This window comes from Janthinobacterium aestuarii, assembly GCF_046113285.1.
In the GTDB taxonomy this organism is placed as follows: domain Bacteria; phylum Pseudomonadota; class Gammaproteobacteria; order Burkholderiales; family Burkholderiaceae_D; genus Janthinobacterium.
Genome location: NZ_CP142524.1, coordinates 754,124 through 766,905, shown reverse-complemented (window position 1 = coordinate 766,905; position 12,782 = coordinate 754,124). Strand labels below are relative to the sequence as shown.

The 12,782-nt window shown below is 62.8% G+C and carries 14 protein-coding genes; 8 read left to right on the top strand and 6 right to left on the bottom strand.

Annotated features, from left to right (window positions below):
- Nucleotides 1–43 precede the first annotated feature (43 nt).
- Complete coding sequence (locus OX462_RS03480; RefSeq protein ID WP_409027784.1) at nt 44–1,741, top strand: methyl-accepting chemotaxis protein; 1,698 nt, start codon at nt 44–46, stop codon at nt 1,739–1,741.
- Here OX462_RS03480 and OX462_RS03475 read toward each other — a convergent pair.
- Nucleotides 1,738–2,328 carry a DNA-3-methyladenine glycosylase gene (locus tag OX462_RS03475; protein ID WP_409027783.1) on the bottom strand — a complete coding sequence of 197 codons (591 nt, stop codon included), beginning with the start codon at nt 2,326–2,328 and terminating at the stop codon, nt 1,738–1,740. The genes OX462_RS03480 and OX462_RS03475 overlap by 4 nt on opposite strands.
- Before the next feature lie 289 nt (nt 2,329–2,617).
- Here OX462_RS03475 and OX462_RS03470 point away from each other — a divergent pair, with 289 nt between their 5' ends.
- The gene (locus OX462_RS03470) at nt 2,618–3,484 is read left to right on the top strand and encodes an HDOD domain-containing protein (RefSeq protein WP_070224224.1); all 867 of its coding nucleotides are present in this window, start codon (nt 2,618–2,620) and stop codon (nt 3,482–3,484) included.
- A gap of 106 nt (nt 3,485–3,590) precedes the next feature.
- Nucleotides 3,591–4,799: a hypothetical protein gene (locus tag OX462_RS03465; protein WP_409027782.1), complete on the top strand. Its 1,209-nt coding sequence runs from the start codon at nt 3,591–3,593 to the stop codon at nt 4,797–4,799.
- Between the two features lie 15 nt (nt 4,800–4,814).
- Here the strand turns inward: OX462_RS03465 and OX462_RS03460 are convergent, their stop codons facing one another.
- Both OX462_RS03460 and OX462_RS03455 read right to left on the bottom strand, forming a co-directional pair.
- Nucleotides 4,815–5,327: a DNA-deoxyinosine glycosylase gene (locus OX462_RS03460; protein WP_121670512.1), complete on the bottom strand. Its 513-nt coding sequence runs from the start codon at nt 5,325–5,327 to the stop codon at nt 4,815–4,817.
- Between the two features lie 66 nt (nt 5,328–5,393).
- Nucleotides 5,394–6,434 carry a hypothetical protein gene (locus OX462_RS03455; RefSeq protein WP_409027781.1) on the bottom strand — a complete coding sequence of 347 codons (1,041 nt, stop codon included), beginning with the start codon at nt 6,432–6,434 and terminating at the stop codon, nt 5,394–5,396.
- Between OX462_RS03455 and OX462_RS03450 the strand changes: the two genes are divergently transcribed.
- The 4 genes from OX462_RS03450 to OX462_RS03435 all read left to right on the top strand — a co-directional run bounded on the left by OX462_RS03450 (nt 6,433) and on the right by OX462_RS03435 (nt 9,272).
- The gene (locus OX462_RS03450; protein ID WP_070224221.1) at nt 6,433–6,861 is read left to right on the top strand and encodes an Mpo1 family 2-hydroxy fatty acid dioxygenase; all 429 of its coding nucleotides are present in this window, start codon (nt 6,433–6,435) and stop codon (nt 6,859–6,861) included. The genes OX462_RS03455 and OX462_RS03450 overlap by 2 nt on opposite strands.
- 153 nt (nt 6,862–7,014) lie before the next feature.
- The gene (locus tag OX462_RS03445; protein ID WP_034780449.1) at nt 7,015–7,464 is read left to right on the top strand and encodes an outer membrane lipoprotein; all 450 of its coding nucleotides are present in this window, start codon (nt 7,015–7,017) and stop codon (nt 7,462–7,464) included.
- A 342-nt stretch (nt 7,465–7,806) separates the two neighbouring features.
- Nucleotides 7,807–8,751 carry a DMT family transporter gene (locus tag OX462_RS03440; RefSeq protein WP_070224220.1) on the top strand — a complete coding sequence of 315 codons (945 nt, stop codon included), beginning with the start codon at nt 7,807–7,809 and terminating at the stop codon, nt 8,749–8,751.
- Nucleotides 8,748–9,272 carry a GNAT family N-acetyltransferase gene (locus OX462_RS03435; RefSeq protein WP_070224219.1) on the top strand — a complete coding sequence of 175 codons (525 nt, stop codon included), beginning with the start codon at nt 8,748–8,750 and terminating at the stop codon, nt 9,270–9,272. Before OX462_RS03440 ends, OX462_RS03435 begins: the two co-directional genes overlap by 4 nt.
- Nucleotides 9,273–9,475: 203 nt before the next feature.
- On the opposite strand, the gene OX462_RS03430 is transcribed toward OX462_RS03435, so the two are convergent.
- A complete protein-coding gene (locus OX462_RS03430; protein WP_409027780.1) occupies nt 9,476–9,613 on the bottom strand; it encodes a hypothetical protein in 138 nt (45 codons plus the stop codon).
- A gap of 215 nt (nt 9,614–9,828) precedes the next feature.
- Between OX462_RS03430 and OX462_RS03425 the strand changes: the two genes are divergently transcribed.
- The gene (locus tag OX462_RS03425; RefSeq protein ID WP_034746290.1) at nt 9,829–10,008 is read left to right on the top strand and encodes a hypothetical protein; all 180 of its coding nucleotides are present in this window, start codon (nt 9,829–9,831) and stop codon (nt 10,006–10,008) included.
- 11 nt (nt 10,009–10,019) lie between these two features.
- On the opposite strand, the gene OX462_RS03420 is transcribed toward OX462_RS03425, so the two are convergent.
- Nucleotides 10,020–11,465, bottom strand: a complete 1,446-nt coding sequence (locus tag OX462_RS03420) for a glycine betaine ABC transporter substrate-binding protein (RefSeq protein WP_409028720.1) — start codon at nt 11,463–11,465, stop codon at nt 10,020–10,022.
- Between the two features lie 81 nt (nt 11,466–11,546).
- The gene (gene hutI / locus OX462_RS03415; RefSeq protein WP_070291012.1) at nt 11,547–12,773 is read right to left on the bottom strand and encodes an imidazolonepropionase; all 1,227 of its coding nucleotides are present in this window, start codon (nt 12,771–12,773) and stop codon (nt 11,547–11,549) included.
- Nucleotides 12,774–12,782: the final 9 nt, after the last annotated feature.

Here is a 12,782-nt window from a genome sequence, read left to right as displayed (position 1 = left end):
GCGCGCCGCCTGCGGTTTGATCAGCCATAGCCAGGAGTCAAGCATGCTCAATCAATTACGCATCGGACCAAAATTATTGCTGGCGCCCACCCTGGTCTTGCTGTTGCTGATACTCAGCTCGAGCGGTGCCTGGTATGGCATGGTGCGGCAAAATGCCTCGCTGGAAAACATGGTGCGGGTACGCATCACGCATTTGAAGGCGGCCGCGGACGTACTAGGCGAGGCCAAGCACGTACATGGCAATATGTACCAGCTGCTGTCATGGACGAATGGCAGCTTCGCCAAGGCCCGCCTCGATGCGCTGGAGCAACAGATCAAGGCGCGCCACGCGGCCATCGGCGCCCAACTGGGCACGCTGCGTTCCTCGGCCACGGGCGCCGAGCGCACTCTGGTCGATGCGGCCATCACGGCCCTGGCCGGCTATCGCAAGGCGGTACTGGAAACCATGGAAATGGCGCAGATGGACCAGTCGATCGCCACCAACTCCATGCTCAAGGCGGAAACCGAATTCGTCCAGTTCAATACGCAGCTGGCGCAACTGTCTGCCCTGGAAACAACGCTCAGCAGCCAGGCCCACGCGACGGCCAGCGCCGAGTTCCGCAGCCTGGGCTGGAGCCTGCTGCTGACGGTCCTGCTGTCCATCCTCGTCTCCATCGTCGTGACCATGCTGGTGCGCCGCGCCATGCTGGTGGAAATCCGCGGCATTGCCGACGCCGTGCAAGACCTGGCGGCGGGCAAGCTGATGGCCGGCGCCCCCAAGCCGGGCAATGACGAAATCGCCGCCACGTCGCGCGTACTGGACCAGACCATCGCCCACCTGAACCAGACCTTGCGCACCATCACGGGCGCCGTGCAATCGATCGACACGGCCTCGCGCGAAATTGCCACCGGCAATCTGGACCTGTCGGCGCGCACGGAAATGCAAGCCAGTTCGCTGGAAGAAACATCGAGCGCCATGGAAACCTTGACGGCAGCCGTCAACAACAATGCGGACAATGCCCAGCTGGCTTGCGAGCTGGCGGGACAAGCGTCGACCCTGGCCGTGCAAGGGGGAGCATCGATGCAGCAGGCGGTGGCGACGATGGCGACGATACGCGCCAATTCGCGCCAGATCGTGGATATTATCGGCGTGATCGATGGTATTTCCTTCCAGACCAATATCCTCGCGCTGAATGCGGCGGTGGAGGCGGCGCGCGCGGGCGAACAAGGCCGGGGCTTTGCCGTGGTGGCGTCGGAAGTGCGCACCCTGGCGCAGCGCTCGGCGCAGGCGGCCAAGGAAATCAAGACCCTGATCGCCACCTCCGTCACCACCATCGACGGCGGCAGCGTGGCCGTGCAGCAGGCGGGCGACAGCATGGGCGCCATCGTGGCCTCGGTGCAGCAAGTCAACGAGATCATCCAGCGCGTGAAAGAGGCCAGCGCCGAGCAGGCGTCGGGCATCACGGAAGTAAACCAGGCCGTCGCTCAAATGGATGACGTCACGCAGCAAAACGCGGCCCTGGTGGAGCAGGCGGCGGCGGCGGCGGCCAGTTTGCAGGACCAGGCCGTCAAACTGTCGGCGGCGGTCAGCGTCTTTACCCTGGATCCAGCCGCGCCGGCCACGCCCGCCGGCGCGGACGACGACGCCTTTCAAGACCCCGCCAGGACGCCGCCCCAGGACCGGCGCGCGCTGCACAGTCCGCTGCGCGGCAAGCCCGGCATGCGTAACGCCAAGGATGCGCCCCAGCGCCGGCGTGGCTAGCGAGGTAACTCGATGACAGGCGCGCGCATCGGCTTGCTCAGGTAGCGTGAGCCTGCCAGCACGAAACGCCACGGCGTCTCCATCGCCCTGGAAATGCCGATGCGCGGCCCCGCCTGTACCGCAACCTCGTCCTCGCGGGCCAGCAGCATGAACGGCGGCGCATCGAGCGCCAGCCGGTTCTGCAGATGGCTCACACCGAGCGCCTGGCACACCTTGCCCGGCCCAGAACACAGCTGCCGGGCATCCTCGACGCCGCGCCGTTCGCGCATGGTATCGAGTCCCACGAGCGGTTCGATGGAGCGGATCAACACGCCCGCGCCATGGCCCGCTTCGCGGCACACAAAGTTCAGGCACCAGTGAATACCGTACGAACGGTAGACATAGGCGTGCGCGGGCGGGCCGAACATGGCCGCATTGCGCGGCGTCATGCCGCCATACGTGTGCGAGGCGGGGTCCAGCCGGTCATACGCTTCCGTTTCCACGATGCGCCCGCCCACGCCGTCCACCAGCACGGTCACGCCGATCAACTGGCGCGCCACGCTACTGGAATCGTCCGCAAAATCGATACCCGCGAGGATTTTTTTCATCCGGCAATTGTATCGCTGCCCTGTTGCCGCACGCCTCACTCCCGCCTTGAAAACAAATAAAACTTGATCTTTTAATCATTATTTCCTGACTGAATAACGTCCTGACATGACGGAAATCGCAACGGGAGCAGGCCAAAACAGGGATTTTTGCGACAATATATTGCAGATGTGAACTATTGCCGCCCATAAACAGCGATAATCGTCGGGCACTGCGCCAGACGCTCATGAAGCGGGCAGCGGCAGCGCGCACAGAATAAGCACCGGGCACAAAAATGATGATGAAAGCGTGATGATGAGAGCGGCAGCGCAAAAGCAGGTAGTGCAGGAAGATCCGGTTGACGCCTTGATGCGTTCCATCCGTATCCCGCCGCGTCCCAGCCTGCTGGTCGACTTGCAGCGCGAACTGGCCGAACAAGACCCGTCGCCGCGCCGCATCGCGCGCATCATCGCCGACGATGTCGGCATGTCGGGCGCCCTGCTGAAACTGGCGAATTCGCCGTTCTATGGCGCCGCGCGCAAGGCCAAATCCGTTGAGCAAGGCATCAACTTTCTCGGCATCAACCAGTGCAGCGCCATGATGACGGGCTTGCTGGCGCGCCAGGCGCTGGAAGCGGAAGGCGTGGAACTGACCCACTTCTGGGATGTATCGGCCAAGCGCGCGCGCGCCCTGGTATTTACCTCGCGCAAGCTGCGCATCGCCCCACCCGATATCGCGCATACCTTCGGCCTGTTCTGCGACATCGGCGTGCCCCTGCTGATGAACCGCTTCCCCGACTATGTCAACACGTACGCGGCGGCGGCCAACGATGCGCACAATTGTTTTACGGCCCTGGAAGACGCGCGCCACCAGACCAACCACGCAGCCATTGGCTGCTTGCTGGCACGCAACTGGGGCCTGTCCTCCGACGTTTCCTGGGCGATTTTGCACCACCACGACTACACGGTGCTGGCCGACCCGTCCACGGACGATGCCATCCGCTCGCTCGTCGCCCTGTCGCTGCTGGCCGAAAAGGGCATTCAGCGCTACCATGGGAACAGTACCTCGCTCGAGTGGGACAAGGGCGGTGAGCTTGCATGCCAACATCTTGGCCTGTCGCAGGAAGAAGCCGCCGACCTGCTCGACGAGCTGCACGAGATGTTCGATACCGACCATTGAAGTATCAGGCGGCCGCGTCCGCCTGTATGATCCATCCCGGCGCCCGGTAAAACCCTGGCGCCCGTTTCCGTTTGCCTGACCCGTATTCCTTAACCTGTTGATCGCCATGCCCAAAAATAAGCGCCCTGTCCCCCGTAAATCCGCCAACACGCCTGAAGACAAGGACGAATCCGTCACGCGCATGCTGTGCACGATGGCCCTGAACCTGGCGGAGCAGGAAGACAGCGAATCGCAGGGCACGGTGCTGGCCGAGCAAGCCGTCGAATTCGGCCGCCTGATCCGCAAGGCCTTGAATCAAAAGAAGGATGAAATCCTGTACGACGCCATCGAGCGTTCCAAGTACGAAGACGTGGGCGCCTACCAGTATTTGCGCAGCCATATCGAGGAAGCGGCGTCCATTTCCGTGATCCGCCGCGAAAACGCCCCTGCCATGGAAATCAACGCCTTCGTCGTGCCCTTGCTGGTACAAAGCACGGGCGGCCTGATAGAAGCGGACAGTTTCCAGGACCAGGACGCGTTCGAAGCGCTGGTGAAAAGTTTCCAGCAAGCAGAACTGGAAAGCGCCAAAGCCAAGGTGGTCTTGATGAGCCACGCCTATGACCTCGATGAAATCGACCGCATTACCTATAGCCATCTGCATGAGATGGTGCGCGATGCCTATTCGTCGATGACGGACAAGAAGATCGTCGCCACGCCGGGCCTGGAAAGCAGCATCGTCGGCTGGAGCGAGACGGCTTTCGGCCCGCAGGACACGGCCGTCGAACTGCGCTTCCTGCTGGGCTTTGCCTTGAAGCGCGTGGACGACCCGTTCTATGCGGAACCGAAGGATGAAGCGGCGCTCGACGCCTGGTTTGACGCGCGCATGGCCCGCTACCAGCAGTGGACGACGGAAGTGGGCGACCTGGTGAAACGCTGCCTGGCGCCGGCCGGCAGCGCGCTGGAAGTGAGCTTCCTCTACCAGGACTTGTTCCACGGCGGCAAGGAACAAGGCATGAGCGAATATGCGATGCTGCAGATGATGTCCGGCATCAACCATGCACTGGCGGAAAACAAGGTGGACGCCGGTGACGTCTCGGTGGTCGTCGGCCCGGCCGATGAACACGGTGAAATGCTGCTGCGCGTCAACGTCAGCACGGCGGGCGGCGCACTGCTGCACAGCGCCGACAAGCCGCTGGACCTGGCCGCCGACCTGCAGGACGAAGTCGACGACATCTGCGACGCGCTGGCCACCATCGGCGTCACCAACTTGTCCGTGGCGCTGAGATTCGATGCCAAGGGGCAACCACTGGAAGCGCAGCCGTACGCGCCTGCGTAAAGGCCGGCAACACGATTAACGCGCGGCCGGCTCCGGTTGGCCACGCAGCGACAGCCACGCCTGCAATTTCTGCGCATACGCGAGCGTGTACGCCGGGCTGCTCGACGGCAAGCTGACGATGCGGTAACGCTGCGCGTGCTCACCCAGCACCTTGAGGCCCAGCTTGGCGGCCGTGCCGCCGTTGAAGGCGATCGTGTGCAGCCGCGGCAGGCTGGCGGCCAGGGCGACCAGGTCATTGTCGTCGCGGGCGCGGATATTGCTGTCCAGGCTGCCCGCGCGCTGCGCCTGCGCCACCACATCCCACAGGCCCACGCCGTGCGCCAGCAAGGTGGCCAAACGCTCTTCATAGGGCAGGCTGGTCAACTCCACGCCCAGCACTTCGCCCAGCAGCATCCAGAACTTGTTTTGCGGGTGCGCATAGTACTGGCTATGCGCCAGCGATTTTTCGCCGGGCAAGCTGCCCAGTATCAGCAGGCGCGTGCCGGCATCGACGACAGGGGCGAAACAGCGCTTGCGCGGGTCCGGCATGGCCGGTTCAACAGACAATAAGCGGGTCAAAAGCGGCATCCTGCAGAAGTGGGGGCAGCGCCTATTTTACTGGGGCCATTGCACGGGCACAGACATGATGCCCTTGTCATCCCACACCAGTACCTGTGCCGTATGAAATCTGCCTTGCGGTGTGACGGCATTGCCGACGCCGTTGACATGGTATTGGTAGCCCGATCCATAGCGCTGCGCCACGATCGCACGCGCCTGCGTAGCCATATCTCCATGGGAGGCATGCAGCTGGAAAGCCACGCCAGCCATGCCGAGGATCAGGCCGCAGATGGCAGGGATGCGCAGATCGCGTCGCTTGTAGCCCCTGGCATCGCAGGCGGCCATGACGGCAGGCATACCAAGCTGACGATACAGGTAATGAATGACCCACAATGACAGCACGGCTTCCAGCACCGACCAGATACGATAGCCGGGTGCGAGCTTGAATTGCATCACCGTCAGGGACATCGGTTGCAGAAACAGGAAATCGATCGCCAGCACGGCAGGCACGATCCAGAATACCGCCAGCCAGCGCAGCCAGACTGCCGCGCGCAGCTTGCCGCGCACCAGGCAGGCACCAAAGATCAGCAAACCGAGATTGCCAAACACATAGGTCCGGCTACCTGTCTGCAAGGTTTCCAGCAAGCCCGCAACTCGCAACACCACCCATGCGAACAGCAACACATAGCCCGCAGACCGCAGAAAGGGGCCGGCTGCTTCCTTGAGCGCGGCAGTGGCCGGATCGAGCGGCTTGTCCTGCGGCCGCGCGGCCCACTGGCGCTGTTCTGCCGCATGGTCATCCTGCTGGCGCTGGGCAATTTCCGCTTCGATGCGCTGGCGCCGTGCCGCATCGGCTCCGTCGGCGCCGGACAGGGCTTGTTGCAGGGACGCCATCGAATAGCGCTGGTAATCAGGGTGGCTGGCTTGCAATGTCACGGATACCTTTATTCCATCTGTGCAGTGAGTGAAAACATTTCCAATTGGAAATAATAGCCCAGAATTTCCAATATAACAATTCTGCGGGCGGTTCGCTGCGTTCGGTTGCCTGAGTTCCGGTGTAGAATTTCCAGCCAGAACACCACACAAGAGACCGCCCATGCGCACCATCGACACCCTGCTGGCCCAGTATGGCGAAAGCCACCGCAACCATGTCAATGAATGGGTGCACATCGTGTGCGTGCCGCTGATCGTTTTCAGCTTGCTGGGGCTGCTGTGGAGCGTGCATCCCAGCGTGGCGCTGCTCGGCAGTATCCTGGCCTTATACTATTACTACAAGCTGTCGCGCCCGTTTGCGGCGGGCATGCTGGCGATGCTGGCCGCCATGCTGGGCCTGTTGCTGCTCATGCCGCCGCTGACCATCCTGCCCGCGTCGCTGGCGCTGTTCGTGCTGGCCTGGATAGGCCAGTTCATCGGCCACCAGATCGAAGGCAAGAAGCCGTCGTTTCTCGACGACTTGCGCTTTTTGCTGGTGGGTCCGCTCTTCGTGCTGGGATTTTTGTACCGGCGCCTGCGGCTGGCGTATTGAGCGGCAGGCGGTCACGTGGCCACTCGGTCACGCGGGGCCAGTAACAGATTTTTACTATTCGCAACTAGTTATCTTAGGCAAGTGTCCTTATGATAAGTCATCATCTGCCGGTCGACGCAATCGGCAACCAACTTTTGTCCAAGGGAGTCCTACATGAAAGCACCAATTATTGCAGTGGCATTGCTCGCCACCCTGGCCGGCTGCGCCGTACAACCGAACTCGGCAAATGTCTACAACGCGCGCCAGGCGCAGAATGAACAATCGGTTCGCATGGGCACGGTTGAATCCGTGCGCCAGGTAACCATCGACAAGGGCGAAACGGGCACCGGCGTGCTGGCTGGCGCGGCGCTGGGCGGCGTGGCCGGCTCGACAGTCGGGGGCGGCAAGGGCGCCATTGCGGCCAGCATCCTCGGCGCCGTCGCCGGCGGCATGGCCGGCAAGAGCATAGAAGCGAACGCGTCCAACAAACCCGGCCTGGAAATCACCGTGCGCCTGGACAATGGCGACATGCGCGCCATCGTGCAAGACGCCGACGAGCTGTTCCGCCCCGGCGAGCGCGTGCGCCTGCTGTCGGACGGCCGCAAGACCCGCGTCACCCACTGATCTGCTTGCCGGCGCATGCGCTCAGCCGAATGCGCCGGCAGCGAGCAAGGCAGAAGGGTGCAGCCAGATGGCAATCACAGCAGTCACGACGACATACACAAGCACGCTCCATACTTTGATGTGCAGTGAGGCTGGCATGGCGGTCCCCTTCAAAGATGCAATCCGGAAAATATTTACTTGATATTAATGTAAATATTTTCATAAATTCAATATTTTTCAGAAGCACTGCGCTGGCTCAATGCCTGGTGTTTCTTGGCAACACATCGAGCAAGCTCGACCGCACTCGCCATCGCTGCACTATGCCCGCTCGCCATCGCTGCGCGATGCCCGTATACTTGCGCGATGTCCTCTCCTCTCCTGTTCATCATTGCCTGCCTGATCTGGGGCTCCACCTTCTGGGCCATCACCTTGCAGCTGGGCGACGTCGCCCCCGCCGTTTCCGTGGTCTACCGCTTTGGTCTCGCGTCCGCCACCCTGTTTGCCTGGTGCGCCGTGCGCGGCGACCGCCTGCGCCTGCCCTGGCGCGCGCAAAAATGGATGCTGCTGCAGGGCCTGGCCTCGTTTGCCCTCAGCTATGTGTGTACGTATAGTTCGGAGCAATACCTGGTGTCGGCCCTCGTCAGCGTGCTGTTCGCGCTAATGGTGTTCTGGACGCCCTTGCTCAACCGCATTGCCTTCGGCACACCGATCACCTGGAGCACCTGCTGCGCCGCGTTCGTTGCCATCTGCGGCATCGTGCTGCTGTTTTACCAGTCCATCGGCGCGGCGCTGCACGACATCCTCGGTGGCGGCAACGGGCATTTCCTGCTCGGATTCATGCTGGCCCTGGTGGCCACCGTCTCCAGCACGGCAGGCAACGCCCTCGTCATGAAAGTGCGCGAACAGTCAGGCAATGTGATGCTGACCATGGCCTGGACCATGCTGTGGGGCACCTTGATGGTGGCCTGCTGGGCCATCGCCACAGGCCAGTCCTGGCAGCTGCCCACGCGCCCCAGTTACTGGATGGGATTGTTGTACCTGGCCCTCTTCGGCTCGGTGATCGCCTTCAGCGCGTATTTCACCCTGATCGCCCGCATCGGCACGCAAAAGACCGTGTATATCGGCGTCGTCACGCCCGTCATTTCCGTGCTGCTGTCGGTGCAGTTCGAACATTACCGGCCCGCTCCCATCGAATGGGTGGGCATGGTGCTGTGCCTGTCCAGCGTGGCATGGGCCCTGACGTCGGGCGCGCGCAAGACGGCTGCCGTTTCCTCTCTTTCCACCACTTCATCCGCAAAGGCAACATGAGCACCTCTTCCTCCCTCGCCATCCGTCCCGCGACCGCATCCGACGTGGCCGCCATCTTCGGCATGATCCATGAACTGGCCGTGTTTGAAAAACTCGAACACATGATGATCGCCAAGGAATCCATGCTGCACGACAGCCTGTTCGGCAAGCACCCCGCGTGCGAAGCGCTGGTCGGTGAGGAACATGGTGAAGTAGTGACGTTCGCCCTGTTCTTCCACAACTTTTCCACCTTCCTGTGCCGCAAGGGCCTGTACCTGGAAGACCTGTACGTGAAGCAATCGGTGCGCGGCAAGGGCTATGGCAAGCAGATGCTCGTGGCGCTGGCGCAACTGGCCGTCGAACGCGATTGCGGCCGCTTCGAATGGTCGGTGCTGGACTGGAATGAAAACGCGATCAACTTCTACCAGGGCATGGGCGCGGACGTGATGCCGGACTGGCGCATCTGCCGCGTGGCTGGCGATGCCTTGACGCAATTGTCGGCGGGCACGCCGAAAGCCATTGCATTGGAACCGTCAGAGTAAGTTCCCCAAAAAAAATCCCCGCGGGCTAGCGGCACCGCGGGGTGAACCCATTGTCAAGTGGGAGGGGGAGAATGCAATCAACGGTTATCAATATAAACGCAGCTGCTTGCGATGGCGCAGACCTTTACATTTGCTTACCGGGCCTTACATTTGACTTAAATCTGCTAACCAAGTGTCACCAAGTGTCGCTCGGATGACACTGATTATTTCCGTGGTTCAATCAATGTGCCGTGCAAGCCGATATGTTGTTGCGCAACCCCACTGCCACCCTGCGAATTTTTATAGATTTGGTACACTGTCAGGCAGGCGATGCAGCCAGCAACCACGGCAAAAATGACCATGCGACGCTCCTTGAGTATGCTTGATGGGATCAGGGCTCGCGGCTGATGATGTCCAGGCGAGCAGGGGAGATTCAGTGTGGCATCTGCGACGTTGGGGGCATTGCGCAATGTCAAACGCGCCAATTTGACGGGGTCATGGCGTTTGATATGACGCAAAGTGGCGGCATTCCGCTCACACAAAATGAACGCATCATTTCGCATCCGGGAGCCACATCATGAATGTCTCTGCCAAACCGCTCGTCATGAAGATCTACCGCGCCTACCTGCGTTCCCGCCTGGAACGCTACACGCGCGACTTGCAAGCCATCGCCGAACAGCGCGAAAACGACTTCCAGGCCGAACGCATCCTGCACCAGGCCGTCGTCTCGGTGCGCTCGAAACTGCACTCGCTGTAACCGTGATGCCGTCAGCGCTGCCGGCCGGCCACGGCCCAACGCTCCACCAGTTCGAACAGGCCTTGCGTCAGCAGGGCCAGCACGGCTGCGGGGATCGCGCCGGCCAGCAGCATGTCGTTGTCATTCAGCGCCAGGCCGATGGTGATGCGTTCGCCATAGCCGCCCGCGCCGATGAAGGCGGCGATGGTGGCCGTGCCCACGCTCATCACGGCCGCCGTTTTCACGCCCGCCAGCATCACGGGCAAGGCCAGCGGCAAGTCCACATGCAGCAGGCGGTCGCGCCGGCTCAAGCCCAGCGCCAGCGCCGCCATGCGCAAGCCTTGCGGCACCTGCAAGATGCCCGTGCACGTGTTGCGCACGATGGGCAGCAAGGCGTACACGAATAGCGCCACCAGCGCTGGCACCAATCCGATCATGCCCAGCACGGGAATCAATATCGCCAGCAGGGCCAGCGACGGCACCGTCTGCAGCACGCCGACGAAGGCCAGCACGGTTTGCCGCAGCGGCGCCGAAAACGCCGCCAGCACGCCCAGCGGAATGCCGATCAGGCACGCCAGGGCCACCGACAGCAGTACCAGCGTCAGGTGCTGGCGCGTCAGGGTCCACAGATCGTCGCCGATGATTTTATCGAGCAAACCGCTGCGCGCGGCGGCCGGTTTGTTCGCCCGCGTGCCCGATGCCAGCCACTGCCGCGCCACGCCGGCAAAGCTCTTGCCGTCGATTTCCACGGCCGCATTCATGGCGATCATGTCGCCCTCGCTGATGCGCCCCTGCAACCCTTGCAAGGCTTGCCAGGCAGCAGGAAAGCGCTGCGGCACGTCGAGCCGGTACAGCAGCATGGCGTCGTAGCGGGGAAAATACTGCTGCGTGTCAGCCAGCACGCGCAAGCCATACTGGCGGATCTTCGCGTCCGTCGAATAGATGTCGATCACATCCACCTGGCGCTGCGCCAGCGCTTCATAGGCGATGCCGTGATCGAGTCCGCGCGGGCGCTGCGGCAGTCCATAGCGCGCGGCCAGCCCCGGCCAGCCATCGACCCTGCCGATGAATTCATGCGACAGGCCGAATGTCAAGGCCGGGTGCTGCGCCAGCTGCGCCAGGCTGGCGATGGATTGTTCATCGCCGCGCATGGCCAGCGCATACGTATTGTTAAAGCCCAGCGGCACGGCCACGCCCAGCCCGAGCGCCGCCAGCTCGCGCCGCATCTGCGCCAGGTCGATGGCTTTGTCGTGCTTGAGAATTTCGCTGGCGATGGTGCCCATGTATTCGGCATATACGTCGATGCTGCCTGCCTGCAGCGCGGCCAGCACGATGGCCGTGTTGCCCAGGCCTTGGCGGTGCTGCGCCCTGACGTGCGGCGCGGCGCTCTGCTGGATGATCTCGCCGAGGATGTACGATTCCGTAAAGCGCTTCGAACCCACCTTCAGGGTGCCGCCGTCCATGGCAAGGGAGGACATGGGCGCGGCGGCGAAGACTAGTAACAACAGCAAGTAAAACGGCAAATAAGCAGCACGCACGCGGCGCTCCAGGACGGATGATCAATCCGGCAAGCTTACCACCGGCGCGCGCCAGACACCGCCGTGCACCACGCCCGCGCACGGGTTCAGGCCCAGCGCATACGCCAGGTCGGCCGGGCGCGCGATGCGCCACAGGGCGAAATCGGCGCGCTTGCCCACTGCCAGGCTGCCCGTTTCCTGCTGCAAGCCCAGCGCGCGCGCCGCATGGCACGTAACACCGGCCAGCGCTTCCTGCGGCGTCAAGCGCCACAAGGTGCACGCCATGTTCATCGCCAGCAGCAATGACGTCATCGGCGACGTGCCCGGATTGCAATCGGTGGACACGGCCATCGGTACGCCGGCCGCGCGCAAATCTGAGATGGGAGGTTGCTGTACTTCGCGCAAAAAATAATACGCGCCCGGCAGCAGCACGGCCACCGTGCCATGCCGCGCCATGGCGGCGATGCCCTCGTCCGACAGGAATTCCAGGTGGTCGGCCGACAGGCCGCCGTAGCGGGCCACCAGCGCCGCGCCGCCCAGGTCCGACAGCTGCTCCGCATGCAGTTTGACGGGCAGGCCCAGCGCCTGCGCCGCCTCGAACACCGTTTCGGTTTGCGCCGGCGTAAAGCCGATGCGCTCGCAAAACGCGTCGACGGCGTCAACCAGTCCATCGCCGGCCAGCCGGGGCAGCATCTGCGCGCACAGCAGCTCGATATACGCATCGGCCTGTCCCGCGTATTCGGGCGGCAGCGCGTGCGCGCCAAGAAACGTGGTGCGCACGGTGACCGGCAGCTCTTGCCCGATGCGGCGCGCCACGCGCAGCATCTTCGCCTCGCTGTCCGCATCGAGGCCGTAGCCGGACTTGATTTCCAGGGTCGTCACGCCCTCGGCCAGCAGCGCCAGCACGCGGGGCAGGCTTTGCCGCAGCAATTCATCGTCGCTGGCCGCGCGCGTGGCGCGCACGGTGGACATGATGCCGCCGCCGGCGCGGCTGATGTCTTCATAGCTGGCGCCATTCAGGCGCGCCTCGAATTCGTCGCTGCGGTTGCCCGCGTGGACGATGTGCGTATGGCAGTCGATCAGGCCGGGCGTCAGCCAGCAGCCCTGGCCGTCGTGCAGCACCGCGCCGCTGGCCGGCAGCTCGTCGCCGGGACCGAACCAGGCGATGCGGCCATCCTTGACGGCGATGGCCGCGTCGAGCAGTTCGCCATAGCCATGTTCCATGGTGGCCAGGTGGACGTTGTGGATGACCATATCCCAGTCTTGCATCGCTTTTCT

What these genes read in the sequence shown, in the direction of transcription:
- OX462_RS03455 (WP_409027781.1), bottom strand. Translation starts at nt 6,434, where the DNA reads ATGGGCGGTCTCTTGTGTGGTGTTCTGGCTGGAAATTCTACACCGGAA.
- OX462_RS03430 (WP_409027780.1), bottom strand. Translation starts at nt 9,613, where the DNA reads ATGGTCATTTTTGCCGTGGTTGCTGGCTGCATCGCCTGCCTGACAGTG.
- OX462_RS03470 (WP_070224224.1), top strand. Translation starts at nt 2,618, where the DNA reads ATGATGAGAGCGGCAGCGCAAAAGCAGGTAGTGCAGGAAGATCCGGTT.
- OX462_RS03465 (WP_409027782.1), top strand. Translation starts at nt 3,591, where the DNA reads ATGCCCAAAAATAAGCGCCCTGTCCCCCGTAAATCCGCCAACACGCCT.
- OX462_RS03460 (WP_121670512.1), bottom strand. Translation starts at nt 5,327, where the DNA reads ATGCCGGACCCGCGCAAGCGCTGTTTCGCCCCTGTCGTCGATGCCGGC.
- OX462_RS03425 (WP_034746290.1), top strand. Translation starts at nt 9,829, where the DNA reads ATGAATGTCTCTGCCAAACCGCTCGTCATGAAGATCTACCGCGCCTAC.
- OX462_RS03445 (WP_034780449.1), top strand. Translation starts at nt 7,015, where the DNA reads ATGAAAGCACCAATTATTGCAGTGGCATTGCTCGCCACCCTGGCCGGC.
- OX462_RS03475 (WP_409027783.1), bottom strand. Translation starts at nt 2,328, where the DNA reads ATGAAAAAAATCCTCGCGGGTATCGATTTTGCGGACGATTCCAGTAGC.
- OX462_RS03435 (WP_070224219.1), top strand. Translation starts at nt 8,748, where the DNA reads ATGAGCACCTCTTCCTCCCTCGCCATCCGTCCCGCGACCGCATCCGAC.
- OX462_RS03440 (WP_070224220.1), top strand. Translation starts at nt 7,807, where the DNA reads ATGTCCTCTCCTCTCCTGTTCATCATTGCCTGCCTGATCTGGGGCTCC.
- hutI (WP_070291012.1), bottom strand. Translation starts at nt 12,773, where the DNA reads ATGCAAGACTGGGATATGGTCATCCACAACGTCCACCTGGCCACCATG.
- OX462_RS03420 (WP_409028720.1), bottom strand. Translation starts at nt 11,465, where the DNA reads ATGTCCTCCCTTGCCATGGACGGCGGCACCCTGAAGGTGGGTTCGAAG.
- OX462_RS03480 (WP_409027784.1), top strand. Translation starts at nt 44, where the DNA reads ATGCTCAATCAATTACGCATCGGACCAAAATTATTGCTGGCGCCCACC.
- OX462_RS03450 (WP_070224221.1), top strand. Translation starts at nt 6,433, where the DNA reads ATGCGCACCATCGACACCCTGCTGGCCCAGTATGGCGAAAGCCACCGC.